The sequence below is a fragment of the Aquamicrobium terrae genome (genome assembly GCF_040545735.1).
GTDB lineage: Bacteria > Pseudomonadota > Alphaproteobacteria > Rhizobiales > Rhizobiaceae > Mesorhizobium > Mesorhizobium terrae_A.
Genome location: NZ_JBEPML010000004.1, coordinates 202,114 through 228,739, shown reverse-complemented (window position 1 = coordinate 228,739; position 26,626 = coordinate 202,114). Strand labels below are relative to the sequence as shown.

The window sequence follows — 26,626 nt, the reverse complement described above, 5'->3', positions numbered from 1 at the left end:
ATCCTGAAGCCACGACAAGGTCTTTTCTTAACCACCCGTTAGCTATGAAAGCGGCCAGGCCCTCACCTGTGGGGAAAATTGTGAACCCCGGCGCATCTTGCGTGTTGAGTGGAGGAGAGGCGTTCCGGCCCGAAAAGGAGACTGCACGTCTGGGCATCCCGGTCATGAGAGCTGGATGATGGGAAAGCTTGTCCTGGGAATTATGTGGGCCCTCGCGGCAGCCTGCGTGATCTTCATCGTCTCGATGCCCATCAATCTCCAGGCGCACCTCATCGCGGGCACCATCGTGCTTGCGGTGATGATCGCCATGAAGATGTTCCGTCCGGAAGGCACGTGGCGGCTGGTGGCACTCTCGCTGGGAACGGCGATCGTGCTGCGCTATGTCTACTGGCGCACGACCAGCACCATCCCGCCTGTCAGCCAGCTCGAAAACTTCATTCCGGGCCTGCTGCTCTACCTGGCCGAGATGTACAGCGTCTTCATGCTGGCGCTCAGCCTGTTCATCGTTGCCAGGCCGTTGCCCTCGCGCCCCGCCATCGAGGTGGCCGAGGCAGAGCTGCCCAGCGTCGACGTCTTCATCCCCAGCTACAACGAGCCTGCCGTCCTGCTTGCCGATACGGTGGCGGCAGCAAAGGCGATGGATTATCCGCCGGATCGCCTGACGGTATGGCTGCTCGACGACGGCGGCACCGTCCAGAAGCGCAATGCGGATGACGTGGCCACAGCGCAGGCCGCGCAGGAGCGGCACCTCGAGTTGCAGCAGCTCTGCGCCGATCTCGGCGCGCACTACCTGACGCGCGAGCGCAACGAGCACGCCAAGGCCGGCAACCTCAACAACGGGCTCGCCCATTCCAGCGGCGATCTCATTGCCGTTTTCGATGCCGATCATGCGCCAGCACGCAGCTTCCTGCGGGAAACGGTCGGCTATTTCAACGAAGACCCCCGGCTTTTCCTTGTCCAGACACCGCACTTCTTCCTCAATCCCGATCCGCTGGAGCGGAACCTCAGAACCTTCGAGAAGATGCCGTCGGAGAACGAGATGTTCTACGGCATCATCCAGCGCGGTCTCGACAAATGGAATGCCTCCTTCTTCTGCGGCTCGGCCGCGGTTCTGCGGCGGGAGGCACTGGAGGAGACGGACGGCTTCGCCGGCATCTCGATCACCGAGGATTGCGAGACGGCGGTCGAGCTGCATTCGCGCGGCTGGAACAGCGTCTATGTCGACAAGCCGCTGATCGCCGGACTCCAGCCCGCCACCTTCGCCAGCTTCATCGGCCAGCGCAGCCGCTGGGCGCAGGGCATGATGCAGATCTTGCGTTTCCGCTTCCCCCCGCTGAAGCGCGGGCTCAGCCTGCCGCAGCGTCTGTGCTACATGTCCTCGACGCTGTTCTGGCTGTTTCCTTTCCCGCGCACCATCTTCCTGCTCGCGCCGCTGTTCTACCTGTTCTTCGACCTGCAGATCTTCACCGCTTCGGGCGGGGAGTTCCTCGCCTACACGCTCAGCTACATGGTCGTGAACCTGATGATGCAGAACTATCTCTACGGCAGGTTCCGCTGGCCGTGGATTTCGGAGCTGTACGAATACATCCAGTCGGTGCATCTCCTGCCGGCGGTGATCTCGGTCATGCTCAATCCGCGCAAGCCGACCTTCAAGGTCACGGCCAAGGACGAATCCATCTCCACCAGCCGGCTTTCGGAACTCAGCCGGCCGTTCTTCCTGATCTTCGCCTTGCTGCTGGTCGGGGTCGGCGTCACCGCATGGCGCGTCTATGCCGAGCCGTGGAAGGCCGATGTCACGCTGGTCGTCGGCGGCTGGAACCTGCTCAACCTGATCATGGCCGGCTGTGCGCTGGGCGTGGTGTCGGAGCGGCGCGAGCGGGCCGCAACGCGCCGCGTCAAGGTCAACCGCCGCTGCGAGTTCGGCCGCGAGGGTCTCTGGCTGCCGGCCATGATAGAGGATGTTTCGGTCAACGGCGCGCGCGTGCGCATCCATGGCAAGAACGCGCAGGGCGCGGTTGCCGAGGGCCAGGCGAACATCCGGTTCACGCCGCTGTCGGGCGGTGACCCCGCTGCCCTGCCGGTGGTGATCCGCAATAGCGAGAAAGAAGGAGACACCCTGGCGGTCGGGTGCCAATATGTGCGCTCGCTCCCCGACCATCATCGCCTTGTGGCCGACCTGATCTTCGCCAATGCCGATCAGTGGACCCAGTTCCAGAAGTCGCGGCGGCGCAACCCCGGCGTGGTGATCGGCACGCTCTGGTTCCTGCGGCTGGCGCTTTACCAGACCTGGCGCGGCCTCGTCTATCTGCTGCGCGGCGTGCGTGCATCCGAGGAGCGGCGACCCGTCGCCGGCGGGGCAAGGACATGAGGCTCGCGGCGGCATCGCTGTTCGTCCTGCTGTCGGCTGTGGGCGCCCTGCAGGCGCAGCCCGCGCCGTTCGACATGACGCCGGAGCGGCCCGCCCCTGAAGATCCGGCTCCACGGCAGCCGGCCACGGAGCCGGAAGCGCCGGCACCTCTCCCCCTGGAACGGGCACGGCCGGCAAGCGATGTCCGCCGGCTCCTGCTGCCGGGCGGCAATCTCACGCTTCCCGGCGAGGTTGCCGCAAGGAGCTGGAGCCTGCACCTCACGCCGGTACAGGCCACCGGGCCGGCGCGGCTCCATCTCGGCTACCGGAACGCCATCGTGGTCGCACCGGAAAGCTCCCGGCTGCAGGTGCTGCTCAACGATGTGGCCGTCATGGATACGCCGATCAGCTCCGCCGGCGGCCTGTCGGAAATCGCCGCGGACCTGCCCGCCGCCCTGCTGCGCGCCGGCCGCAACGAAATCACAGTGCGGGTCCGCCAGCGCCATCGCACCGATTGCACGATCGCCTCCACCTATGAACTGTGGACCGAGATCGATTCCGCCGCCACTTTCCTGTCCTTCGCCGATCCGGCCGCGGGTAAGCCGGCCGCCGTCGACGACCTGCGCGCCCTTGCCGCCGATGCCCAGGGCCGCGCCCATGTAAGCATCGTCGCGCCCGCCATGACGCAGGGCGACATCGGCGCAGACGTCATACGCCTTGCCCAGGCAATCGCGCTTTATGCGGCCCTGCCGGACATCAGGTTCAGCGTCGGGGCCGATGCCTCGTCTTCCCAGGATGCGCTGGCGCTCAGGGTCCTGCTGGGTTCGAACCAGGAACTGGCCGAACAGGGATGGGCCTTGCCGGCCGGGGCCGCCAACGGGCCGGTTGCGGCGTTCCATGCCCAGCGCGACGGCAACGATGCGCCGACACTGGTGATCAGCGGGCGCAACCGCGAGGACTGGTTGGGTGCGATCGACCGTATCTTGGGAGCCGTAGACCGGCCCGCCGGCGGCGCGCGCGACGCGCTCATCACGGAAGCCTGGCGCACGCCGAATGCACCGATGATCTACGGCCGGCGCGATCTCTCCTTCACAGATCTCGGCATCCGGTCCGAACAGTTTTCCGGCCGGCGCTATTCGACCGGCTTCCAGTTCGCCATCCCCGCCGACTTTTACGCCGACGCATATGGCGAGGCGCGCATCCTGCTCGATGCGGGCTATTCGGATGCGGTGCTGCCGGGCAGCCAGATCAACGTCTATGTGAACGGCACCATCGCCGCTTCCGTGCCGCTCACCTCGCAACACGGCATGGTCCTCAACCGGCTGCCCATCAAGCTGACCATGCGCCATTTCAAGCCGGGCCTCAACGATGTGGTGATCGAGGCCAATCTCCTGACCGAACGGGATGCGGCCTGTCTGCCGGGCGCCACGGCGCAAGACAGTCCGCGCTTTGCCATCTTCGGCACGTCGCGTTTCGTGGTTCCCGATTTCGGCCGCATCGCGCAGCGGCCCGACCTCGCGGCGATGGGCGGCACCGGCTACCCCTACGGCCCCGGGCGGGAGGCGGTGCCCGTGTTCATGGAACGCGGCGATGCGGACAGCCTTTCCGCCGCCGCGGACCTGTTCGCCCGCATGGCCCTGAGCGCGGGCCGTTCCATTCCGGTCGCCTTCACGAGTTCGGTGGACGCCGCCCGAACGCACGACGCCGTCTTCATCGGCGGAATCACCGGAATACCGGGAGGCGTTCTGGCCCAGGTGGGCGTCTCCGACGAAAGCCGCACCTCATGGGCGACCTCGCACGGGCGCGTACCGGCGGGCGCAGGCACCGATCAGGCCGACGCCGAGGAATGGCGCCGGCAGATGCAGGAGCGGGGCTGGTCCCACGCGGTGCAGGAATGGTTTGCCGAGACCTTCGATCTCTCGCGTGACATGCTGCGCTTCACCCCGGCAGCGGAAACCGACTTTACGCCCTCGCGTCCGGCAACGCTCCTGCTGGCACAGGGATCGAACCCGGCCGGCACCGGCACATGGACCGTGGTCACGGCCCCGGACAACGACATGTTGAAGCAGGGAGTCGGGACGCTTGCCCGGCTGCCCCTGTGGAACCGGCTGTCCGGCCGCATAACGACGCTGGACGGCGACCTGAAAACCGTGAATGCACTGCCTGCTTCCTCGCTGTCGCTGATCGAAACGCAGCCACGCTCCTTTTCCAATATCCGCCTCATCACCGCCAACTGGCTGTCGGCGAACATCCTTTCCTATTCGCTGCTGCTGGTCGTGGCCTGTGTGGCGCTGGGCATCGTCACTTCCGCGCTGCTGTCGCGTCTGGGGAGGCGGCGATGACCTTCCATGTGCTTGCCCTCGCCCTGCTCGTTGCCGGCCTGATGCCGAACACTGCCCGGCCCCAGATCCTGCCCGAGGAATGGACCACCTATCAGGAGCGTTTCGTGGCCGAGGACGGCCGTGTGGTCGACGACGGCAACGGCGGCATTTCGCACAGCGAGGGACAGGGTTACGGCCTGCTGCTTGCCGTCCTTGCCGGGGACCGTCCAGGTTTCGAGCGCATCTGGTCGTTCACGCAAAGGGAACTGATGCTGCGCGACGACGGACTTGCCGCCTGGAAATGGGACCCTGCCACGACACCCCATATCATGGATGCGAACAACGCGTCCGACGGCGACATCCTCATCGCCTATGCCCTGGCACAGGCGGACGCGCTCTGGAGCGAGGACGGCTTTGGCGAAAGCGCGCGGCAGATCGCGCAAGCGCTCGCCCGCACATCGGTGTTCGAGCATCATGGCGAGATGCTGCTGCGCCCGGGCGTGGCCGGCTTCGCCGCCGGCGAACGTCCCGACGGCCCGGTCGTCAACCCGTCCTACTGGGTGTTCGAGGCGTTTCCGGTTCTCGAAACCCTTGCCCCGGAAACCGACTGGCAGGCCGTTGCGCGCAGCGGAAGGAAGATCGCCAGCGCCGGATTCGGCGACAGGCGCTTGCCGCCGGACTGGCTGTCGATGGCGGCAAAGCCGGTGCCGGCCGAAGGCTTTCCGGCCGAATTCGGCTATAATGCGTTGCGAATCCCCCTTTATCTCATGCGTGCGCATGATCCGGACATGGAACTGCTGAAGCGGATGCGGGACGGAATGACGGGACCGAGCGGAGGTGTCGCCCGCGTCGATCTGGACGCAGGCAGGGTCATCGAGGAACTGACGGACCCCGGCTATCGCATCATCCCGGCGCTGGCCTCCTGCATACTGGACAGGCAGCCGCTTGCGGACGACCTCACGCGCTTCACGCCGACCAACTACTACCCCTCAACACTGCATCTGCTGTCGCTTTCATTTGCCCGGAAGGAACGGCCCGAATGCCTGTGATCCGCGCATGGGTGATCGCGGCCGGCACAGGCGGCCTGCTCGCTTTGCTGGCAGCCGCCGGCGGCGGGCAGTTCCAGAACCGATGGATGGGCGACGTCCTTCCCGCTTCCGATGACGGCAAGGGCGCGCGCGCCGCCCCCGCCCCGGCGGTGCAGGTGCCGTCGCCTGGAAACCGCGCAGCGCCGCTGCTCGCTCAGGCAGGGCCGGAGACAGGATCTCCAGCACCCGCCGCGCCACCACAGGTGGACGAATCCGCTCTGCGTTATTTCGCCCAGCAAGGAGACAAGCAAAGGCTCGAGCGGGAGATTGCGCGGCTGCGGGCGCTTTACCCGAACTGGACACCGCCCGCCGATCCGCTGGCGGCGCCCGCCAATATCGACGAGCGGCTGGAGGCGATCTGGCGCCTCTATTCCGAAGGAAAGCTGGCCGAGGCGCGGCAGGCCATTGCAAGGCGGCAGACCGACGAGCCGAACTGGCAACCGCCCGCCGATCTTCTCGACCGTCTGGCACTTGCCGAGGCGCGCGAGAGGCTGCTCAATGCGTCGCAGATCGGCCAGTACGGTACTGTCATCAACGTCGCTTCCGGCAACCCGCAGCTTTTGACATGCAGCGAGGTCGACGTTTTGTGGCGTGTCGCCGAGGCATTCGTCCGGACCGATCGCGAAGCGCGGGCGCAGGACACCTATCGCTACATTCTTTCCAATTGCGACAACCCGCAGGAGCGGCTTGCGACGATGCAGAATGCCGCCAGGCTGCTGTCGCCGCCGCTGGTGAACGAACTGCTGGCCCTTGAGCGTCCCGGTGAAACTGGCACCGAAGAAGCGGGCACGGGCGAATTCGCATCCGTGCGCGACGATCTCGCGCGCAACGCGGTGGCGCGCGGCGGCAGCGATGCCGCGATCACCGTTGCCGAAGACCAGCTTGCCCGTGTCGAGAAGCTGGCGCGCGAAAAAGGCTCCGCGTCCGACGCGCGGCTGCTCGGCTGGTACGATATCAGGCGCGAGCGCTTCCGGCAGGCCGAGGAATGGTTTTCCATGGCCCGCGAGCGCGAGGACACCGCCGATGCGGCGCAGGGTCTGGCGCTGGCCCTTTCCGCCCGCCATGCCTATGCCGAGGCCGAAGCGACCCTCTACCGCTGGCGCGGCGAGACCGACGAGACACGCGCCACCTATCTTGCGACGGTGGCCAACCTTCTGGGTGTCGAGCCCCGCGTGAAGCTGTCGGGCGAAGTGCTGCAGCGGATCGTGGCGGAAGTCGCAGCCGCGCGCGACGTTCCCGCGGCCCGCCAGCTCGGCTGGTACGCCAGGGCCTGGGAACAGCACCAGACGGCGCGGCAATGGTTCGAAACGGCGTTGCGCTGGAACCCGGACGACGAGCCTTCCGCTTACGGACTGGCGCTGACGCGGCACCTGCTCGGGGATGCAGCTGGCCGCGCCGAGATCAAGCGCAGGTGGGCAGGCCGCTCCGACCGTATCCGGCAGGTGGGCACGGGGGCAACCGAAGCGGCGCCAGCGCCAGGTGTGGACACTCCGTCTGCTGCGCCCCGTCCCGTCGCTTCCGAAACCTCGGCAGCGCCCCTCCCTCGTAAGGCGATGCCTCGTTCAACGCCGCGCACGGTGGCATCCGGAAGGCGAAACTGCCCGGCCCATATCCATCCCGAAACCTTGTCGCCGCAGGCCGCTCTCGAGCGGGGCTGGTGTCTCATGGATGCCAACCGGCCGCTGGAAGCCGCGCAGGCGTTCGAAATTGCCCTGCGGGCTCCGGCCGAGCGGGTGCGTCGCGATGCGTCCTATGGCCAGAGCCTTGCCTATTTGCGATCCGGCCTCGTCGACGACGCGGCCGTGGCCGCTGCCAGGGCGCCGCAAAATGGACAGCGCGCGGCGGAATTGCAGACCGCCATATTGGCGGAACGGGCGCTCGGCGCTTTTGAGCGCGGCCGCTACACGGAAGCCTTGATCGCGCTCGAGCAGCGTGCGCAACTCGCGCCCGAACGCATCGACCTGATGGTGCTGCGCGGCTACGCCTATCTGAAGATGCGCAGGTTCGAGGATGCACGGCGAGTCTTCGAGGCGGCGGCGGGAACCGGCAGTCGCGACGGTTTGCGCGGTCTGGCGGACCTGCGCGCCGCGATGGGCTCGCCGTAGACCTCGATCCGGGATCGGCGCGGATGGCTACAGCGCGAAGATCGCGCTGGTTCGGCAATTGCGGACCTTGTCGACCCGCCTTCCATCCCAATGGAAATCGAAATGGTCCGCTTGCACCGGGACATCCATGAGATCGGGCCAGAAGATCGCCGCGCATTCCCCGTCCGCGCAGCGAACGCTGCGATAGACGATGCCGTTGGCGCCCGCGGCCCTGAGGCTCTGCCCCAAGGCCTGTGAAGCCTTGTAGTCATCCAGGTCATGATAGCGGGCATGGGGCCTCGCATCGTGCAGGTCGAGATCGAGCCGGTTGACCAGCATGCGAAACTGCGAAGTCCACCCCGCGTCCTCGCCGCTGCTGGCCATGGCGTTTCCATGATGATGGGCGACTTCCCGAATGGCCACCTCCTCCGCATCTCCGGCGCTGTAGACGCCGTAGGTGCCATCGGTGAAGCGCCCGGGCCGGTCGGTGCTGATGTGGACGAAAGGGGCCATGAGGTAGCTGGCGCCGGGTCCGCTGACGCGCCGTTCCGGCGGCACGAGGTCGAGCCTGCCGATATGATCCCAGATGCGCGGATTGGTCTTCGATTCCGCCGAGACGAGCGCCTCCCAGTCCTGCGGATCGGCAATGTCCTCGAAGAGATCGATGGGCGGGTGGATGGAGCGGATGATGCGATAGGCCTTCGGCCATTGCACCCGTACAGGCGAAAGGCCGTCGCTCACCAGCCGCCACGCTCCGCATCGAGCCAGGACCGCACCCGCGCCAGCGAGAAAATGTCCCCTTGCGCCATGATCTCGGCCGGGGTGCGCTCGCCAAAGGCCCGGTTCGGCTTCTTCACCCAGGCATATCCCCGCTCCGGATCGGAAAACAGATAGCGCAGCCCCTTGTGAATGCCCATGAGCAGCGAAAGACGGGTGGCGAGATCGCGGTCGATGCGCCCAGGTTCGCCGGCCTTCCACCGGGCATAGGTGCGGGCGGCGAGCCCGCCGAGGATTTCGCGGGCCTCCGCATCGGACAGTTGCCACTTCTCGAAAAGCCGGATCACCGCCCGCGCCATTGCCTCCGCCTCGCGGGCGGTGATCTGCGGGGTGTTCGGTACGGCTTCCGTGCGCGGGATTTCCTGCAACATGGCAAATCTCCTTTCGGCATAAAATAGGGATGATTTTGCCATATGGCAAGATGCTGGCGCCTTGGGAGTGCGAGCGGTCGGCGCGTCAGCGCGCGACGGCATCGCGCAGCATCATGAGTTCGCCGATATTCTCAACGGTGACATAACCGACGAGTTGCCCCTCGGCATCGACGACGCCGACGGCAGGGGTCGTTCTCTCTTGCAGGTGGTCGAGCGCCGTGCTGAGCTTTTCATCGTCCCGGATGACGGGGATATCCGCAACCACTGCTTCCATCACGGAAGCCTGGTTGCCCTGCTGCTGTAGCCCGGCAACCAGCCCGGCGCGCGTCAGCATGCCGCGCAACTTGCCGGCGCCATCGACGACCGGAAACTCATGCTGCGTCGTGCGCAGCAGCGCCTGCGCCGCTTCATCGAGACTCGCGGTCGTCAACAGGCTTTCGAACCGGCTGGTCATGGCATCGCGGACGCTGACCGCGCGCGCCGCATCCTGCAGCCCGGTGGCCTGCATTTCCGCAGTGGCGGCGAGGTAGACGAAGATGGAGATGAACACGAGCAGCACATTGCCCCCGACCAGGCCGATGAAGCCGAAGGCGAAGGCGGCAAACTGGCCGATCGTTCCGGCGATCCGCGTAGCGCGCACACGGTTGTATCGCGTGGCGAGCAGGGCCCGCAGCACGCGGCCGCCATCCATCGGAAACGCCGGAATGAGGTTGAACAGGACAAGCCATATATTGACCGCGGCAAGGCGCGCAATGAAGGCAACCCGCGGATCCTCCATCGAGGTCAGCGCCTCGGGCCCAACGGCGGCTCCAAGCACGACGACGAGGAATAAGGCGATGACGACATTGACCAGCGGCCCGGCCAGTGCCACGAAGATTTCTTCCGACGGTTTCTCCGGCAGACGCTCCAGTTCCGCCACGCCGCCTATCGGCAGGAGCGTGATCTTCGGGGTACGGATGCCATAGCGGCGCGCGGCGGTGGCGTGGCCGAACTCATGCAGCAAGACGCAGGCGAACACGGCGCCGATGAAACCGACACCTTCGATCGCGGCCGAGGGGCCGCCCTGCTGGAAATAGACGATACCGATCCATGCAAGCAGCAGCAGGAAGGTCAGGTGGATGCGAATTTCGGTGCCGCCGACACTGATGATCGGATAAGACCACTGCATGACGTCACTCCATCGGGTTGAGGCATGGACCACCCTTGCGAAACCATGCCTTCCGTGCCGATTGCGTCAAGGGCCTTGTGATGCAGCAACCTTGACCACGGTGCTTCCAAAGCATCGGGGTGTCACCGGATCGACCTTGCAACGCTTTGCCGCGGCTGCATGCCGGGACCGAATGGGATCGATGGACCCGGTGCGGAAGTGCCCGCTGAATTGCTCTTGATTGCAAAGTGGACTTTTCCTATCCACTATTTGACATAGCGCAAAGACCCTACCCGTTCCAGCGTCTTGATTGGTCGCCGCCACCGCGACCGGGACAACCGGATCGGGAGTGGGGCACGAGTGGGTCTGGCGCAGGGGCCGGCGGCATGCCGGATGGGGTTTTGAGGGGAAGGCAATGACGGCGGAAGGACTTGTGCCGCATTTTGCCCGGATGGGCGGCGATCCCGTGCGCGATGCGTTCGCCGCGCGCCGGGCGGTGATGCCTTGGCGCAGCCGGCGGCCGCTGGCTGCCGAGGAGGTCGAAACCGCCTGGGCGCGGCTTCTGGCCGACAGCCGCCCCGCCGGCCCCCGCCTCGCCTATGTCCACGTGCCTTTCTGCGCCAACCATTGCCTGTTCTGCGGTTTCTACCGCAACGCCTACACGCCGCAGGCGGCGACCGCCTATACCGATCTGGTTATCGCCGAGATCGAGCGGGAGGCGGACGCTCCCGCCGTCGGGGCGCAGCCGGTCGAGGCGGTCTATCTCGGCGGCGGCACGCCGAGCGCTTTGTCCGCTTCGGAACTGGCGCGCCTCATCGCCGCCATCCGTCGCTGCCTGCCGCTGGCGTCCGATTGCGAGATCACCATCGAGGGCCGGATCATCCATTTCGACGCCGAGAAGGTCGACGCCTGCCTGGAGGCTGGCGCCAACCGCATCTCCATTGGCGTGCAGAGCTTCGACACCGCCGTGCGACGCAGGCAAGGTCGCCGCGCCGGCAAGCAGGAGGCCATCGCCTTCATCGAGGCACTGCGTGATCGCGACCGTGCCGCCGTCGTCATCGACCTTCTGTTCGGCCTGCCGGGCCAGAGCGAGGCGGTGTGGCGCGAGGACCTGGCTATAGCTGCCGACCTTGCTCCCGACGGGATCGATCTCTACGGCCTCAACCTCATTCCAGGTACCCCCTTGCAGCGCGCCGCCGCTGCCGGAAAATTTCCCGACGCGCCGACGCTGGCCGATCTTGGTGGCATGTACCGCATGGGGTCCGATTTCCTTGCCGAACGGGGCTGGCAGCAGATCAGCAACAGCCACTGGCGGCGCACCGCGCGCGAGCGCAACGTCTACAACCTGCGTATCAAGGAAGGGGTGGAATGCCTCGCCTATGGCTCCGGCGGCGGCGGGTTGCTGGGCGGTTGCAGCTATGCCGTGGCACCCGACCTGCAAAGCTATGCCGATGGCGTGCGCGCCGGCCGCAAGCCGATCGAGGGCATGCGGGTATCGGATACGCTGCAGCCGCTGCGCAACGCCGTCACCGCCGGTATCGAGAAAGGGCTGCTCGACATCGCCGCCCTCGCCCCGCTGGCGCCGGGCGCGGATGTGGCGGGCGCGCTTGCGCCGCTGCTGCGGCAATGGCACGACGCGGGGCTGGTCGAGCTTGACGGCGATGTCATGGCACTCACCACCGCCGGCCGCTTCTGGTACTCCAACCTGGTCTTCGCCTTCGACGCGCTGCTGTGCGCCAGCGCCGCGCCGCCCAGAGGCCCCCTTCCCCGCACCGGTCTTCCTTCCATCCAGCACAGGAAAAGAGAGCTTTCATGAGCAAGCAAGCCGCAACCGCCGACCTCGACGCCATCCGCCGCGAACTCGCCGAAAATCCCGGCGGGGTGCTGGAGGCGACCGCTGCCCAGCACGACCTGCCGCTGCAGACGGTGGTGGAATGCCTGCCGCAGGAGATGTGGGCGCGGGTCCCCGGCGATCTGTTCGTCGAGGTGATGGAGGACCTGTCCGCATGGGGCTCGGTCACCGTCATTGCCCATACCAAGGACATTATCCTCGAGGTCGAGGGCCCGGTGCCGCCCGGCAAGCTCGGCCATGGCTTCTACAATCTGCACGGCGACAGCCCCATCGGCGGCCATCTGCGCGCCGGCAACTGCAAGGCGATCCTGTTCCTGCGCCGGCCGTTCATGGGCAAGGAATCGGTCTCGGTGCAGTTCTTCAACGAAGAAGGTGGCTCGATGTTCAAGGTGTTCGTCGGCCGCGACGAGAACCGCGCGCTCAAGCCCGATCAGGTCGAGCGCTTCGAGCAGCTCAAGGCGCGCCTGACGCGGAAGGCGGAAGCCGCCTGACATGGCTGCCTGCACGGTGATCTTCGGCGCTCGAAGCGGCGTCGGCCTCCATCTCGCGCGGCTGCTGCTGCAGGCGCGCGTGCCGGTGATCGCCATGTTGCGGCCGGGTACCGACGCCGCCGCGCTGGAGGCGATGGGCGTGGGCATCACCCGCGGTGACGCTTTCGTGCGCGATGATATCGAGGCGACGCTCGATCTTGCCGGTGAAGGCGGGGCCGGCGCAGACGGCTTCGACGTGGTTTCCACCGTCGGCGGCCGCCATGAAGACGGCCGCTTCGCCGACGAGGACGGCAACATCAATATTGCCGACGCCACGGCGGCGCGCGGTGTCGGGCGCTTCGTGCTCGTCACCTCGATCGGTTGCGGCGAGATGGCGCCTTACCGTTCAGAGCGCGCCATTGCCGCCTTCGGTGCGGCGGTCGACGCCAAGACACGGGCCGAGGACCATGCGTGGCGCGTCCTCCCCTTTGCCACCTTCATCCGGCCGGGCGGCCTGCGCTCCGAGCCGGCCACCGGCCGCGGCATCCTGTCGGAGGATGCGCAGATGCACGGTTTCATCCACCGCGAGGACGTTGCCGACCTCGTCGCCCGCGCGCTGCGCGACCCGGCGACGCAAGGCCGCGCCTTCGCCGCCGTCGATGCCGACCAGGCACATTCCGTCAACACCATCGAGCCATTTCCCCTAGCCAGATGACGAATTCGAAACGCGAAAGGGACATGACATGAAGCTCGGCTTCCTGATGATCATCCTCACGCTGGTCGACAACGGCCAGCTTTCCGCCGCCTTCGTCAACACCGACACGATGGAAGCGTGCGAGCAGCGCGCCGCCGTGGTCCGAGGCATCCTGGAGAAAGGCGCCTATCCCATCGAGGAGATGGTCTGCCGGGCGGCGGAGGTCGAATTCGAGCCGTTCGTCCACGGCATGGAGGAACCGGCGGACCGCCAAGCCTACCTGATCTCATTCGACGACACGAAGGCAACGGTGGAAAGGGTGGAATCCTGCGAGGCCGCAACTGTGCAAGCCGGCCAGTTCTGTGCCACCTCGACGCAGAAGATCGTCATCGATGGCGAATGACACGCCACGCCGCGGCAGAAATTTCCAGTCCGGAGAGTTGGGACCCATGAACGACACGACCATCCCTGTCGGCCGCAAGGCGCGATGCCCCTCAGGCCAGGCAATCCTCAAGGCGGCGGCGCTGGCGCTGCTGATCTCGTCGGCCCCCGCAGCCATCGGAACCGTCCATGCCCAGGCCCTCGAAAAGGACGGTGTGACCTGGCTCGACACCATCACCGTGGTCGGCACCCGTACCGAGACCTCGGTGCAGGACAACCCAGCCTCCGTGACGGTGGTGGACCAGGAGGAGATGGAGAAGAAAGCGCCTGAAAGCATCGCCGAGATGCTGCGCGACGTGCCCGGCGTGCAGGTGGTGGATTCCTCCGCCCCCGGCATGAAGCGGCTGTCGATCCGCGGTGAATCCTCGCGCCGCGTCACCATCCTCGTCGACGGGCAGGAGATCACCGACCATTCGACCTACGGCACCCCGATCCTGGTCGATCCCTCGAATGTCGAACGCATCGAGGTGGTGCGTGGCCCATCCTCCGTGCTGCACGGTGCCAAGGCCATAGGCGGCGTTATCAACATCGTCACCAAGCGTGGCGCCGACAAGCCGATCCAGGCCGAGCTTGGCGGCAGCTATTATTCCGGCACCGCCGGCTGGCAGGGCTGGGCGGCGGTCTCCGGCACGGTCGACAATTTCGACTACCGCTTCTCGGGAAGCCTCGACGACCATGGCGACCGCCGGGTGCCGGAGGGACGCTATACCTCGACCGGCCGGCTCGATAACACCTCGTTCAACAATGACAACCTGTCGGCGCATCTGGGATATACCTTCGGCGAGGAAGGCAACCACTACATTGCGTTGAAGGCCGAGCAGCACCGGCTGTCGACGGAGAGCTGGATCGACCATTCGACGCTGGAGTACCCGGTGACGGACTTCAACATCGACCTGCCGCAGCGCGATCTGCGCAAGGTCGGAGTCTATTACGACGGCACCGATATCAATGACGTCGTCCGCAAGGTTCATCTCGATGCCTATTACCAGACGGTCGACCGGGAGTTCAGGAACGAGGTGCTCATGCAGCCCTCGCCCCGTGTATCGGTGGGCGTTGCCTCGACTTCCGATGACCGCATCATCAATTATGGTGGCACGGCCCAGGTGGACCTGCAACTCCACCCCGACCACTACACGATCTTCGGCGTGCAATATCTCACGGACAATCTGCAGGCGGCGAAGACGAGCACGATGACCACGACCCTCCACCTGCCGCCGCCGCCCGTTGCCATGGTCACACCGTCATGGGGTTTCGACGATGCCTCGATCCATACGGTTTCGGGCTTTGCCCAGAACGAGTGGTCCTTCGCCGACGATTTCAAGCTGACCACGGGCGCCCGCTACTATTATTCGAGAACCGTGCATGATTATTCGGAGGTGAATTCGGTGGCCGTGCCGACCCGTCCGAACGGCAGTGATGGCAGGTTCGTCACCTCCGCCGGGCTGACCTACACGGGGATCGAGAACACGACACTGCGCACGCTCTATTCCGAAGGCTATATCACGCCGACGCTGCTTCAGCTTTTCACCGACACCTCGGCCGGCAGCGGCGAAACCACCCATGCGAACGCGAACCTCGCCCCCGAGACCTCGCGCAATGTCGAGATCGGCGCGCGCTATAATGCCGGCGACTTCACCTTCGACGTGGCCGGCTTCTACACCAAGGCCCGCAACTACATCACCAGCGTTCCCTGCACCGCCGGTGCCGGATGCCCGGTCGGTTCACTGGATAATGAAAGAATCTATATCAACGCGGATTCGGCAACCTCTTACGGCATCGAACTGGCCGCCGAATACGCCGTGCCCGGCACCGCCTTCACACCCTACGTTTCCGCTACCTGGATGCGCCGGCAGATGGAACTCACCGGCAGCTTCGGCACGATGTCGACCTACAATACCAACACGCCGGCGCTTTCCGGCCGCTTCGGCGTACGCTGGGAGGGCGAGGTCGCCAATCATGCTACATGGGCCGACCTTTTCGTGCGCGCGGCGACCGGCGTGGAACAGACGAACTGGGTGATACGACGGGCGCCAGGGGTCAGCGGGTTCGTTACCAACTCCCTTCCCGGCTGGGCGACGCTCAACTTCGCCTTCGGCGGTTCGTTTGGCGATGAGGATAAATACAGTTACGCCGTTTCCTTCAACAACATCCTCAACAAGGAATATCGGCCCTCCCTGGAGGAGATACCGGGCGTCGGCCGCAGCATAGAGGCCTCCTTGCGCATGAAGTTCTGAGCGATATTCGCCGGAAGAATGGTTTCTTCCCAAGCGCGCCGATCATGTTTGGGCCGTGCCTTGGTGTCGGCCCGCCTGCCCATGCGGAAGAAGGCAGCTTGCGTTTCCATCATTTCGCATGGTCGAGGGTGCTGCCTTTATGCGCGGCGACATGATCGGTCTTGTCGCTCTTGATCTCATATTGAGGATCGTCTTCTGTCGCGTGATGCGTGTGGCCCTTGTAATCGAAGTCGCTGGTGTGGACGGCGATGATGGTTCCCGACACCCGGCCCGCCTCGGAATTCCAGCTCACGTGATCGCCGATCTTGAATCGCCTCGTCATTTCGCAACTCCCTGTTTCGTCTCATCGGCCGGACCGCGTGTCACATCCTTTCGCCGGGCAGCCGGCTCGCCTGCCCGACCCAATCCGCAAACCGGGCCTCGTCGAACTGGTCCTCGTAAATATCGAGGTAGCGCACGTCTTTGTGCTTGGACGCGCCGGGCGGGACCGGATCCAGCGAGGCGCCGCGGAAGAAGGTGACTTTGACGTATCTGGTGAAGCAATGGAAACTGAGGAACCACCCCTCCCCCTCGACGCCGTAGAGTGGCGAGTTCCACTTCACGGCCTTGCTGACACCCGGAACGACGCGCTCGACCACGGCGTCGATGCGGCGCCCGATCTCGCTTTTCCAGCCCGGCATGGCGGCGATATAGGCCTGCACCGGCTCATCGCCATAGCCCTTGGCGATCTGGGGATTGCCGCCGGAAAGCAGTACGGGCTTCGCATCGTCCTGCCCGGCGTCCGTCTTTCGGGCGGTCTTCGGGCGGTCTGTCTTCGGCGTTTTCCTGTCGGCCATGGCGGTCACCTCCGGCACATCGTTCGCGTTTCCGTCAGGTTTGCATTTCCGTCAAAGGGGCCTGAGCGTCAGCCTGCCATAGGCAATGAAGGCGCACAGGGCCGCTACGACCACCCAATAGATAAGCGGACCATAGGTTCCGTCACCGGAAGCGATGTGCAAGGCGCAAAACACCAGCATTTCCGCGGCCACGAAGAGTGCCGCGACCGGCACCAGATAGGCCAGCGGCCTGTGGAAGGCGGGCAGGACGAGGCCCAGGCTGCATAGCAGTTCCACCACGCTCATGCCCAGCCAGACGCCCGGCGGAATCGCGCTCAGGGACGGCATCGTCTGCGCGGGGTTGGAAAACTTCCACACCGCGCCGATGGCGGTGTGCACCGCCAGCAGGATTTGCAGGACCCACAAAACAATGTTCATGACCATTTCCCGTTCGTTGCCGGCGCCTTCAGCCCATCCGCGCCAGCACCTGCTCCAGTTTGCCGAAGAATTCCCGCCAGCCGGCATTGGCACCGCCAAAAGCCTGCTTCTGGTCGGGGCGGAAACCCGCCTGCTCCATGCGCAGAAGCGTGCCGGCGGGCGTCGGGGTGAGCGTGAAGGTCACCACGCTCTCAAGGTTGTAGGCGGGGTCGTCATGCGCGAAATTCCATGTGTAGGCGAGTTTCCTGTCGGGTTCGACCACAAGGACCTCGCAATCCAGCACCCCGCCCCACTCGCCGCGCAGGTTGAAACGGTGGCCTACGACGGGGCTGAAATCGTTCGCCATCAGCCACTCCGCCATCAGATGCGGCTGGGTGAGCGCGCGCCAGATTTTTTGCGGCGGGTGAGCGATCTCACGTTCGACGACGACGGAGCGCGTTTCGGCCGATGTGGCGTTCATTGGTCCATCCTGTTCAGCAGGTTTTCAAGATTGTCGAACCGTCCTTCCCAGAAGCCGCTCATCCGGCTCGTCCAGTCGACCAGCGGGGCAAGCGCGGCAAGCTGCGCGCTGTAATGCGTCTGGCGGCCTTCATGGCGGTCGAGCACCAGCCCGGCCTGCTTCAGCACGCCAAGATGCTTGGACACGGCCGGCTGCGAGACCCCCGCCCGCGCCGTCAGCGCCCCCACCGTCTGCTCCCCTTCCAGACACAGCCGCTCGAAGATGGCCCGCCGCGTCGGATCGGCGAGGGTTCTGAACAGCAGGTCCGTGGGGGCGTTCGGCATCGGATGCATAACTCTCTGGTTATTAGTTTAATTCATAACCGTTGGGATATGAATGAGTCAAGGCCGCAGGTGCGATCGCCGTTCAGGGAACCGCTTGTGCCTGCCGCGATTGAAACTGTAACTTGGGTTCGAGAGCCTTCATAGGCGTTGAAACCGGGTTCCCCTTTCAGGCGGCCTGCTTCAGGAGCGGCATGACGACGAGTTTTTCCAGCGGCATCCACCACCTCACGCTCATCACCCGGCGCGTGCAGGCCAATGTCGATTTCTATGCCGGCTTCCTCGGCCTGCGGCTGGCCAAGCGCACGGGCGGCTATGAGGACGGCGAGCAGCTACATCTGTTCTATGGCGACCGGCTGGGCTCCCCCGGCTCGCTCGTCACCTTCCTGGTCTGGGAGGACGGCGCGTCCGGCCGCGTCGGCAACGGCCAGGTCTCCGAAATCGCCTTCGCCGTGCCGGTATCGGCCATCGGTGAGTGGATGACGCGCGCGCTCGCCCACGGCGTGCCGGTCGAGGGACCTTCGCGCGAGTTCGGCGAGCCGGTGCTGCGCCTGAAGGACCCCGACGGCATCATCGTCAAGCTGGTGGGAGCGGACCTTCCCGCCGCCCACCTTTGGGGTGATGCGGCGACGGCCGTGCGGCGGCTGCGCGCCGCCACCATTCTGACCGAAACGCCGGACGAGACGGCGGCCTTCGTCACGCGCTTCGGCTACCGGCCGGGTCCGCGCGCCGGGGCCATCCAGCGCATGCTGTCGGACACCGACGCCATCGATATCCGCGACGCATCCGGCTACGTGCCCGGCATCCCCGGAACCGGCACCGCCGACCATGTCGCCTTCCGCGCTGCGGACGTGGCGGCCGTGCGCGCCGCGCAGGAGGCGTTTTCGCGGCTCAACTCGTCACCGACCAGCTTCCACGACCGCAAATATTTCACCTCGCTCTATGTGCGCGAGCCGGGCGGCACGCTGTTCGAGCTGGCCACCGATGGTCCCGGTTTCACCGTGGACGAGGCCGAAGACCGGCTCGGCGAGACGCTGCTGATACCGCCGCATGACCGCGAGCGCGCCGAAGACCTCAAGGTGATGCTGCCACAGTTTGCCATGCCCGGCGCGCCGCGCCTGCCATGGCGCGACCTGCCCTTCGTGCATCGCTTCCACACGCCCGAGGCGCCGGACGGCAGCACCATCGTTCTCTTGCACGGCACTGGCGGCGACGAGGCCGACCTGATGCCGCTGGCGCACCGCGCCGCGCCGCATGCCACGCTTCTGGGAGTGCGCGGCCGTGCCCATGAGGAAGGGGTGGCGCGCTGGTTCCGTCGCCTCACCCCCACCAGCTTCGACCAGGCCGACATCCGCTCGGAGGCGGAAGCCTTCGCCGCCTTCGTCGAGGGCGCGGTGACCGGCTACGGCCTCGATCCGGCGCGCACCAGCTTTCTGGGCCTTTCCAACGGCGCCAACTTCCTGGCCGCCGTGATGGGGTTGCATCCGGGCCTGATCCGCCGGGCCATCCTGCTGCGGGCGATACCGGTTCTGGAGGCGCCGCCGCCGGTCGATCTGGCCGGCGCCGAGGTGCTGTTGGTCACCGGTGCGCGCGATCCCTTCGCCCGCACCGCGCCAGAGCTGGAAGCCTGGCTGCGCCGGGCCGGCGTGGATCTCGATGCGCATCGCATCGAGGCAGGCCACGAGATCACCCCGCAGGACGCGGAACTTGCAGGGCAATGGCTTGCCGTAAAACAGGGAGAGCACGATGGCGGACATCAGGATTGAGAAGGAAGAGGGCGAGGGGCGGCACGGACGCTATGTCGCCCGCATCGAGGGTGTCGAGGGCGAGGCCGAGATCACCTTCACCAGGCGCGGGCCGGACCGCATCAGTGCCGACCACACCGGCGCGCCCGAAACCATGCGCGGCACCGGCGCTGCCGCCGCGCTGGTTTCCTTCATGGTCGAGGATGCGCGCCGGAACGGCTTCCGCATCATTCCGATATGCCCCTATGTGCGGGCCCAATATGCCAAGCATGCCGAATGGTCGGACGCATTCACCACCGCGCCCGGCGAAAGCCCCTGAGACGGGACTTAACCCTCAACCGAGGAAGGAGACTTTGCGATGGCCAAGACCCGACCCGAACCGGTCCGCGACCCGAAGACCGACCATTTGCTGACGCCGGAAAACTGCGTGGTGGTGCTGATCGACTACCAGCCCGAGCAATATTCGACGATCACCTCCGGCTCCCATGACGAGATCACCCTGAACGCCGTGGCCGTCTGCAAGCTGGCCGTCGCCTACGACATCCCCGTGGTGCTCTCGACCGTGGGCGTCGACATGGGCGTCAACAAGGGCACGATCGACGCCATCCGCCAGGTGCTGCCCGATGTGGCGGAGATCGACCGGACCGGCGTCAATTCGTGGGAGGACGAGGATTTCCGCAAGGCGGTGGAGGCGACGGGCCGGCGCAAGGTGGTGATCGGCGGCTTGTGGACGGAGGTCTGCCTCGCCTTCCCCGTGCTCGACATGCTGGCCGAGGGCTACGAGGTCTATCCGGTCGCCGACGCGGTGGGCGGCATCTCGCCGGTCAGCCATGAGCGCGCCTTCGACCGCATGATCCAGGCGGGCGCGCACCCCGTCACCGCCATCTCCTTCGGCAGCGAACTGATGCGCAACTGGGCAAGGGAAAGCTCGGACAAGTTCCGCAAGGTCCTGCAATGGTATTTCCCGGAGCGCCGGCGCATCCACGCCAAGGGCTGAGAGGGCGAAAGCTCAGGCCGGACCGTCGCGGTCGAGGAGCGACAGCGTCGGCTCGTCCATTCGGCCCTGCCACCACCGCCCGAGCGCTTCGCTGAAGGGATTTTCCGCCCTGCCCCCGGCAAGGGCGAACAGCGTCATCGACAAGTGGAACTTGAGATCGTCCGGCGTGCCGAAGATCTCGCTACCGAGCGGCCGCTGGTCGACAGCACGGCGCTGGTGGCAAGGTCGAGCCGCGGCCCCAGCACGGCATGGGCGAGATAGGCGCGCGCCTCGTCCAGCGAGGCGATGCCGTAGAACCGGGCCGTCGACGACTGTCCGAGCCCGCGAAGTTGCGGAAAGACGAACCACATCCAGTGCGTCCGCTTTCGCCCGGCGCGCAGTTCCGCCACCGCCGTGTCGAAGACCGGGGCCTGCGCGGCCACGAACCGCTCCAGTTCGTAGGGGTCGTCCGTCATGGTTTCAGTATCGCCCGTCGCCCCGACAACCGCAAACGCCTGATTCCGCCCGCTTGGCCGGCGGCATTCTTTTCCCATAATCGGATTGGACACCGCAAATTATGACGCTATTATGCGTCATAATAATTGGCATTCAGCATTGGAGGTCAGATCCATGGGCATCGCCCAATATGCCGAGGGCGGACTCTTTTCGCCGCGCAAGATCGCTAATGCGCTGCGCACGACGAGCGAGGAGATCGCGCGCACCGCCGGGCTCGGCAAGGATGCGATCCAGCGCAAGAACCGCATCCGCTCCGCCAAGACCCAGCGCCGGCTGCGCGAGATGGCGGAGATCGTCAACAAGGTCGAGCCGCGCTTCGGCTCGGCACTGATGGCCTATGCCTGGTATCGCTCCGAGCCCCTGCCCGGCTTTTCCGGCATGACAGCCATGCAACTGGTCCGCGACGGTCGCGCCGAAGAGGTGCTTGACTATATCGACGCGGTCGACGCCGGCGTGCACACCTGACACCGCATGCATTTTCAGGGTCCACTGTATCGGGCGCTCAGCCCGGTCCATGCCCGACAGCCGCTGTCGGGTCGTGGCACGGAGCTTTACGGCGGCCGCTTCAACCGCAAGGGAACGCCGGCGCTCTACACCTCGCTGGCGATCATGACGGCACTCAGGGAAGCCAATCAGGTCGGCAGCCTGCAACCGACGACGCTGGTGTCCTATGACGCGGACATCGAGCGCGTCTTCGACAGCCGCGACGAGAAGGCCCTGCGCGGGCAAGACATGGATGCCGCCGCGCTCGCCGATGCGACCTGGCGCGACCAGATGAAGGCGACCGGGGACGCCGGAACGCAGACTTTCGCCCGCTGGCTCGCCGCGGCGGGCTATCACGGCCTGCTGGTGCGCAGCTTCGCCCCCGGCGCGAGCACCGACGACCTCAACCTCGTCCTGTGGAAATGGGGCGACGCAGCACCCTGCCGTCTTACTCTGGTCGACGACGAGAACCGGCTGTCGCGGTAGCGCGTTTCTGGTTCTGCCGGAAACGGCCCCTGCCCCGCCGGCAGGAACAGGGTGCCGGCATTGCGGACGACATTTCCCGCTTACCGGGCCGAAACCAATAGCTCAATCCGGCCGTGCCCGGTTGGGCAGCGGCCGGATGCTGATCCGATCGAGCTGGATCGATCAGGTCAACCCGATCAGGCGAGCCCCAGCTTCTTTTTCAGCTCCGCATTTTCCTTGCGAAGACGCTCGGCAAGCTGCTTCTTCAGCCGCTCGTTTTCCTGCTCCAGCGCCAACAGGTCCTTCAGGTGACCGCCTGTGGCGGCAGCCGGTGCTGCTGCCGACCTCTTCCACTGGTAATAGGTCTGCTCCGAAATGCCGGCTTCCTTGACCGCATTGCGGGTGCTCGTGCCACGGCTGATCGATTTATCGATCTCGCCGAGCTTCTGGGTGCGCTCCTTGTCAGAATAGACCTTGCGGGTCTTGCGCGCCTTCGCGGGCTCCACGGCCGGCGCCGGTGCCGCTTTCTTGGCGGCGCGCTTTACCGCAGGTTGCGATTTCTGGGCCTTGGGAGCAGCCCTCTTGCGGGGGGCTCTCTTCTTGGCCGGAGAAGGTGCCGGCGCTGGAGAGGCGTCGACGGCGGCGATCTGCACTGATTCAGTGTCCTGAGGGTCGTCCATTAGATGCTCCACGGGTTCAGAAATCTTTCACAGCATCAATGACCTCAAATATGGAGTCAACAGATGCTCAATTTGCAGACGAACATAAATCAACGAAAATCAGGTTAACGATGGTGAGACACAATAGTTTTGAATGAAGTTCGCGCGCCTGCAGTCCGATCCTCTCGACAGCGGCAGCAACAACATTACCCGGCGTCACCGCACCGCCTGCATGCCTATTTGCAGGACGCGCAAAGCTCTAAGGTGCGCTATGATCTTTCAGCTTCGCTCCTCGCGCTTTATTGATTTTACATATGTTGCTGGAAACCGGTTCCCGCTTTCTGGCGACCTGTTTCAGGCGCTGCGGCGGAAACCTTCGCTGGCTATGAGCAGGTTGCGCGTATAGTCCTGCCCGACATTGCGGCCGGCAAGGTCGGCACTGGTCAGAAGCTCAACTTCGCTTCCGTTTTGCATCACCATCAGGCGGTCGCACATATGGGTGACGACGGCGAGATCGTGGCTGACCATGACGAAGGTGAGCTTGCGGGCGGCGCGCACCTCCTCCAGCAGGTTCAGCACCTCGGCCTGCACCGAGGCGTCGAGCGCCGAGGTCGGCTCATCGAGCAGCAGGATCGATGGTTCGAGGATCAGCGCGCGGGCAATGGCGACGCGCTGGCGCTGGCCGCCGGAAAGCTGGTGCGAATAGCGGAAGCGGAAGCCGGACCCCAGCCCTACCTCGTCCAGCGCCCGTACGATGCGGCGCTCGGTGTCGGCAAAGCCGTGGATGGCCAGCGGTTCGAGCAGCAGGCGATCGACCGTCTGGCGCGGATGCAGCGAACCGTAAGGATCCTGGAACACCATCTGCACCTGCCGGTAGAACGCCTTGCTGCGCCTGGTGTCGAGCCGCTGGCCGTTGACCTCGATGGTGCCGCCGGCAATCGGCGCAAGGCCGGCGACGGCGCGCAGCAGTGTCGACTTGCCGGAGCCGGACTCGCCCACCAGTCCGAAGGATTCCCCCGGCGCCACGGTGAGGCTTACATCGTTCAGCGCGACGAAATCCTCGAAGGTGACGCGCAGCGTGTCGATGGCGAGTGCCGGGGTCATAGCGCCCACTCCGGCTTGCGGTCGAGAACGGGAAGCGGATGGCGGTCGGCGCCGATGCGCGGCATGCAGTTGAGCAGGCCCTGCGTGTAGGGGTGTTTCGCGTGCGCCAGTTCGCCGGCCGGCAGTTCCTCCACGATCCGGCCCGCATACATGACGATGACGCGGTCGCAGAAGGACGACACCAGCCTGAGATCGTGCGAAATGAAGATCAGCCCCATGCCGCGCTCCGCGACCAGCCGGTTGAGGATGCCCAACACCTCGAGTTGCACGGTCACGTCGAGCGCCGAGGTCGGCTCGTCGGCGATCAGAAGTTCGGGGTCCGCCACCAGCATCATGGCGATCATGGCGCGCTGGCCCATGCCGCCGGACACCTCGTGCGGATAGAGATCGAAGACGCGCTCGGGGTCGCGGATCTGCACGGCGGCCAGCATGTCGAGCGCCCGCTTGCGCGCTTCGGCGCCGGAGACCTTCTCATGCGCGCGCAATGTCTCGACGATCTGGCGGCCGATGGTCATCACCGGGTTCAGCGAATATTTGGGGTCCTGCAGGACCATGGCGATGCGGTTGCCGCGCAGCGCCCGCCGTTGGGCCTTTGATGCCTTGAGCAGGTCGATGCCGCTGAATTCCAGCTTCTTCGCCGTGATCTGCCCATGCTCGGGCGTCAGCCCCATGATGGCGCGGCCGGTCTGCGACTTGCCAGAACCGCTCTCACCCACGATGCCCAGCCGCTCGCGTCCCAGCGTGAACGAGACGCCGCGCACCGCCTCCACCACGCCGGTGCGCGTGGGGAAGGAAACGCGCAGGTCCTCGACTTCGAGAAGCGTGCTCATTGGCCGCTTCCCCGCGGGTCGAGCGCATCGCGCAGGCCGTCACCCAGCAGGTTGAAGCCGAGGCTGACGATGAGGATGGCGAAGCCGGGCATCGCCGCCACCCACCACTGGTCGAGGATGAAGCGACGGCCCGAGGCGATCATCGCGCCCCATTCGGGCAGCGGCGGCTGCGCACCGAGGCCAAGGAAGCCGAGCCCGGCGGCGGTGAGGATGATGCCGGCCATGTCCAGCGTCACCCGCACGATGAGCGAGGAGATGCACAAGGGCATGATGTGGCGCAGCACGATGCGCCATGGCGAAGCGCCCATCAGCCGCACCGCCGAAATATAGTCGGAATTGCGCACCGTCAGCGTCTCGGCCCGCGCAATGCGCGCATAGGGCGGCCACGAGGTAATGGCGATGGCGATGATGGCGTTGCCGATGCCGGGGCCGAGCGCGGCGACGAAGGCCAGCGCCAGAACCAGCTTCGGAAAGGCGAGGAAGATATCGGTGATGCGCATCAGCACCGCATCCACCCAGCCGCCCGCGTAGCCGGCGACGGTGCCGACCAGCAGGCCGATGGGCGCGGCGATGATCGCCACCAGCACTACCACCTGCAAGGTGAGGCGCGAACCGTAGATGAGACGCGAGAGGATGTCGCGGCCCTGGTCGTCGGTGCCCAGCCAATGGTCGTCACCCGGCGGCAGCAGGCGCTTGCCGGCCAGGTCGCCGACATAGGGCGAATGCGGCGCCAGCAGCGGGGCGAAGATCGCCACCAGCACCAGCGCCACGATGATCAGCATGCCGACGACGGCGAGCCGGTTGGCGGTGAAGCGCCGCCAGGTGACGTAGGCGCGGCCGAGCCTCGCCTGCAGGCGCGACTGCGGCCGGTCGGTCAAAAGCCATTCGCGGCGGGTCATTGCGGTCTCGCTCATCCGCGTCAGCTCCTCGTGCGGGGATCGAGCATGCGGTAGAGCACGTCGGACAGGAGGTTGATGGCGATGAACACCGAACCGATGACGATGGTGCCGCCGAGCACTGCGTTCATGTCGGCGTTCTGGAGCGAATTGGTGATGTAGAGGCCGAGCCCCGGCCAGGCGAAGACGGTCTCGGTCAGCACCGAGCCTTCGAGCAGGCCGGCATAGGAGAGCGCGATCACCGTCACCAGCGGCACGGCGGCGTTGCGTAGCGCGTGACCCCAGATGATGCGCGTTTCCGACAGGCCCTTGGCGCGGGCGGCGACGATATATTCCTGCTGCAACTCGTTCAGCATGAAGGAGCGCGTCATGCGGCTGATATAGGCGAGCGAGAAATAGCCGAGCAGGGAGCCCGGCAGGATGATGTGCGAGAAGATATCGCGAAAGGCGGCCCAGTCGCGGGTGATGACCGCGTCGATCAGGTAGAAGCCGGTGACCGGGGTGAAGGTGTATTCATAGACCACGTCGATGCGGCCGGGGCCCGAGGTCCAGCCGAGCCTTGCATAGAACACCAGCAGCGCCAGAAGTCCCAGCCAGAAGATCGGCACCGAATAGCCGATGAGGCCGAGGATGCGCACGATCTGGTCGGCGAGGCTGCCGCGCTTGACCGCCGCCAGCACGCCGAGCGGTATGCCGAAGGCGGCGCCGATGATGGTGCCGACGGTGGCCAGTTCCATGGTCGCCGGGAACACGCGGCGGATGTCGGTCATCACTGGATTGGTGGTTAGCACCGAGGTGCCGAAATCGCCCTGCAGAACGCCTTTCGCGTAGAGGATGAACTGTTGGTAATAGGGCAGGTTGAGGCCCATTTCCTGCCGCACCCGCTCCACCACATGGGCAGGCGCGCGGTCGCCGACGATGGCCAGCACCGGATCGATCGGCACCACTCGGCCGATGAAGAAGGTCACCGCGAGAAGGCCGAGATAGGTGGTGGCGACGATCACCAGGAAGCCGGCGACCGATTTGAAGAGGGCCCAGGCGCGCCGGTTGGCGCGCCTGGCCGGCATTGGTGTCTCAGTGCTGCTCACCGGGC

General features: G+C 65.7%; 27 protein-coding genes and 1 pseudogene. 14 read left to right on the top strand and 14 right to left on the bottom strand.

Annotated features, from left to right (window positions below):
• Window positions 1-178 precede the first annotated feature (178 nt).
• The 4 genes from bcsA to ABID37_RS08185 are packed head-to-tail and all read left to right on the top strand — an operon-like array spanning window position 179 to window position 7,861.
• Window positions 179-2,368 (top strand): UDP-forming cellulose synthase catalytic subunit, encoded by a 2,190-nt coding sequence (gene bcsA / locus ABID37_RS08200; protein WP_354193879.1) that lies wholly within the window; start codon window positions 179-181, stop codon window positions 2,366-2,368.
• Complete coding sequence (locus tag ABID37_RS08195; protein ID WP_354193763.1) at window positions 2,365-4,689, top strand: cellulose biosynthesis cyclic di-GMP-binding regulatory protein BcsB; 2,325 nt, start codon at window positions 2,365-2,367, stop codon at window positions 4,687-4,689. Before bcsA ends, ABID37_RS08195 begins: the two co-directional genes overlap by 4 nt.
• Window positions 4,686-5,717, top strand: coding sequence for a family 8 glycosyl hydrolase (locus ABID37_RS08190; protein ID WP_354193762.1), 1,032 nt, complete (start codon window positions 4,686-4,688; stop codon window positions 5,715-5,717). The genes ABID37_RS08195 and ABID37_RS08190 overlap by 4 nt, the downstream gene beginning before the upstream one ends.
• The gene (locus tag ABID37_RS08185) at window positions 5,708-7,861 is read left to right on the top strand and encodes a cellulose synthase (RefSeq protein WP_354193761.1); all 2,154 of its coding nucleotides are present in this window, start codon (window positions 5,708-5,710) and stop codon (window positions 7,859-7,861) included. The genes ABID37_RS08190 and ABID37_RS08185 overlap by 10 nt, the downstream gene beginning before the upstream one ends.
• A 27-nt stretch (window positions 7,862-7,888) precedes the next feature.
• Here ABID37_RS08185 and ABID37_RS08180 read toward each other — a convergent pair whose 3' ends face one another.
• From ABID37_RS08180 to ABID37_RS08170, 3 genes are all read right to left on the bottom strand, one after another.
• Entirely contained in the window at window positions 7,889-8,584 is a 696-nt protein-coding gene (locus ABID37_RS08180) for an RES family NAD+ phosphorylase (protein WP_435521546.1), read from the bottom strand.
• Window positions 8,578-8,988, bottom strand: coding sequence for an antitoxin Xre-like helix-turn-helix domain-containing protein (locus ABID37_RS08175; RefSeq protein WP_354193759.1), 411 nt, complete (start codon window positions 8,986-8,988; stop codon window positions 8,578-8,580). Before ABID37_RS08175 ends, ABID37_RS08180 begins: the two co-directional genes overlap by 7 nt.
• A gap of 85 nt (window positions 8,989-9,073) precedes the next feature.
• A complete protein-coding gene (locus tag ABID37_RS08170; RefSeq protein WP_354193758.1) occupies window positions 9,074-10,156 on the bottom strand; it encodes a site-2 protease family protein in 1,083 nt (360 codons plus the stop codon).
• A gap of 394 nt (window positions 10,157-10,550) precedes the next feature.
• Between ABID37_RS08170 and hutW the strand changes: the two genes are divergently transcribed.
• Genes hutW through ABID37_RS08145 form a run of 5 tightly spaced genes read left to right on the top strand, consistent with a single transcriptional unit; the run spans window position 10,551 to window position 15,826 of the window.
• Window positions 10,551-11,951, top strand: coding sequence for a heme anaerobic degradation radical SAM methyltransferase ChuW/HutW (hutW, locus tag ABID37_RS08165; RefSeq protein WP_354193757.1), 1,401 nt, complete (start codon window positions 10,551-10,553; stop codon window positions 11,949-11,951).
• Window positions 11,948-12,478, top strand: coding sequence for a heme utilization cystosolic carrier protein HutX (gene hutX, locus ABID37_RS08160; RefSeq protein ID WP_354193756.1), 531 nt, complete (start codon window positions 11,948-11,950; stop codon window positions 12,476-12,478). The genes hutW and hutX overlap by 4 nt, the downstream gene beginning before the upstream one ends.
• Window position 12,479: 1 nt before the next feature.
• Window positions 12,480-13,172: an NAD(P)H-binding protein gene (locus ABID37_RS08155; protein WP_354193755.1), complete on the top strand. Its 693-nt coding sequence runs from the start codon at window positions 12,480-12,482 to the stop codon at window positions 13,170-13,172.
• Window positions 13,173-13,200: 28 nt separating this feature from the next.
• Window positions 13,201-13,554, top strand: coding sequence for a hypothetical protein (locus ABID37_RS08150; protein ID WP_354193754.1), 354 nt, complete (start codon window positions 13,201-13,203; stop codon window positions 13,552-13,554).
• A 46-nt stretch (window positions 13,555-13,600) separates the two neighbouring features.
• Window positions 13,601-15,826, top strand: coding sequence for a TonB-dependent receptor plug domain-containing protein (locus tag ABID37_RS08145; protein WP_354193753.1), 2,226 nt, complete (start codon window positions 13,601-13,603; stop codon window positions 15,824-15,826).
• Between the two features lie 109 nt (window positions 15,827-15,935).
• Here the strand turns inward: ABID37_RS08145 and ABID37_RS08140 are convergent, their stop codons facing one another.
• From ABID37_RS08140 to ABID37_RS08120, 5 genes are read right to left on the bottom strand one after another with little or no spacing between them, the layout of a single operon-like run.
• The gene (locus ABID37_RS08140; RefSeq protein ID WP_354193752.1) at window positions 15,936-16,148 is read right to left on the bottom strand and encodes a hypervirulence associated TUDOR domain-containing protein; all 213 of its coding nucleotides are present in this window, start codon (window positions 16,146-16,148) and stop codon (window positions 15,936-15,938) included.
• Window positions 16,149-16,188: 40 nt separating this feature from the next.
• A complete protein-coding gene (locus ABID37_RS08135; protein ID WP_354193751.1) occupies window positions 16,189-16,662 on the bottom strand; it encodes a DUF1801 domain-containing protein in 474 nt (157 codons plus the stop codon).
• A gap of 51 nt (window positions 16,663-16,713) precedes the next feature.
• Window positions 16,714-17,079: a DoxX family protein gene (locus ABID37_RS08130; protein ID WP_354193750.1), complete on the bottom strand. Its 366-nt coding sequence runs from the start codon at window positions 17,077-17,079 to the stop codon at window positions 16,714-16,716.
• Window positions 17,080-17,107: 28 nt separating this feature from the next.
• Entirely contained in the window at window positions 17,108-17,539 is a 432-nt protein-coding gene (locus tag ABID37_RS08125) for an SRPBCC family protein (protein WP_354193749.1), read from the bottom strand.
• On the bottom strand, window positions 17,536-17,862 hold the full coding sequence (locus ABID37_RS08120; protein ID WP_354193748.1) for an ArsR/SmtB family transcription factor: 327 nt from the start codon (window positions 17,860-17,862) through the stop codon (window positions 17,536-17,538). The genes ABID37_RS08125 and ABID37_RS08120 overlap by 4 nt, the downstream gene beginning before the upstream one ends.
• A 191-nt stretch (window positions 17,863-18,053) precedes the next feature.
• Here ABID37_RS08120 and ABID37_RS08115 point away from each other — a divergent pair, with 191 nt between their 5' ends.
• Genes ABID37_RS08115 through ABID37_RS08105 form a run of 3 tightly spaced genes read left to right on the top strand, consistent with a single transcriptional unit; the run spans window position 18,054 to window position 20,601 of the window.
• Complete coding sequence (locus ABID37_RS08115) at window positions 18,054-19,625, top strand: VOC family protein (protein ID WP_354193747.1); 1,572 nt, start codon at window positions 18,054-18,056, stop codon at window positions 19,623-19,625.
• On the top strand, window positions 19,606-19,923 hold the full coding sequence (locus ABID37_RS08110) for a GNAT family N-acetyltransferase (RefSeq protein ID WP_354193746.1): 318 nt from the start codon (window positions 19,606-19,608) through the stop codon (window positions 19,921-19,923). The genes ABID37_RS08115 and ABID37_RS08110 overlap by 20 nt, the downstream gene beginning before the upstream one ends.
• A 39-nt stretch (window positions 19,924-19,962) precedes the next feature.
• Window positions 19,963-20,601 carry a hydrolase gene (locus tag ABID37_RS08105; protein WP_354193745.1) on the top strand — a complete coding sequence of 213 codons (639 nt, stop codon included), beginning with the start codon at window positions 19,963-19,965 and terminating at the stop codon, window positions 20,599-20,601.
• A gap of 12 nt (window positions 20,602-20,613) precedes the next feature.
• On the opposite strand, the pseudogene ABID37_RS08100 reads toward ABID37_RS08105, so the two are convergent.
• Window positions 20,614-21,056 (bottom strand): annotated as a pseudogene (locus ABID37_RS08100) (DUF1810 domain-containing protein).
• 154 nt (window positions 21,057-21,210) lie between these two features.
• Between ABID37_RS08100 and ABID37_RS08095 the strand changes: the two are divergent.
• The gene (locus ABID37_RS08095) at window positions 21,211-21,561 is read left to right on the top strand and encodes an MbcA/ParS/Xre antitoxin family protein (protein ID WP_354193744.1); all 351 of its coding nucleotides are present in this window, start codon (window positions 21,211-21,213) and stop codon (window positions 21,559-21,561) included.
• A 6-nt stretch (window positions 21,562-21,567) separates the two neighbouring features.
• A complete protein-coding gene (locus tag ABID37_RS08090; protein WP_354193743.1) occupies window positions 21,568-22,065 on the top strand; it encodes an RES family NAD+ phosphorylase in 498 nt (165 codons plus the stop codon).
• A gap of 176 nt (window positions 22,066-22,241) precedes the next feature.
• Here ABID37_RS08090 and ABID37_RS08085 read toward each other — a convergent pair whose 3' ends face one another.
• The 5 genes from ABID37_RS08085 to ABID37_RS08065 all read right to left on the bottom strand — a co-directional run bounded on the left by ABID37_RS08085 (window position 22,242) and on the right by ABID37_RS08065 (window position 26,600).
• Complete coding sequence (locus ABID37_RS08085; protein WP_354193742.1) at window positions 22,242-22,724, bottom strand: transposase; 483 nt, start codon at window positions 22,722-22,724, stop codon at window positions 22,242-22,244.
• 333 nt (window positions 22,725-23,057) lie between these two features.
• Complete coding sequence (locus tag ABID37_RS08080) at window positions 23,058-23,807, bottom strand: ABC transporter ATP-binding protein (RefSeq protein WP_354193741.1); 750 nt, start codon at window positions 23,805-23,807, stop codon at window positions 23,058-23,060.
• Window positions 23,804-24,637, bottom strand: a complete 834-nt coding sequence (locus tag ABID37_RS08075) for an ABC transporter ATP-binding protein (RefSeq protein WP_354193740.1) — start codon at window positions 24,635-24,637, stop codon at window positions 23,804-23,806. Before ABID37_RS08075 ends, ABID37_RS08080 begins: the two co-directional genes overlap by 4 nt.
• Entirely contained in the window at window positions 24,634-25,551 is a 918-nt protein-coding gene (gene nikC / locus ABID37_RS08070; RefSeq protein ID WP_354193739.1) for a nickel transporter permease, read from the bottom strand. Before nikC ends, ABID37_RS08075 begins: the two co-directional genes overlap by 4 nt.
• 5 nt (window positions 25,552-25,556) lie before the next feature.
• A complete protein-coding gene (locus ABID37_RS08065; protein ID WP_354193738.1) occupies window positions 25,557-26,600 on the bottom strand; it encodes an ABC transporter permease in 1,044 nt (347 codons plus the stop codon).
• Window positions 26,601-26,626: the final 26 nt, after the last annotated feature.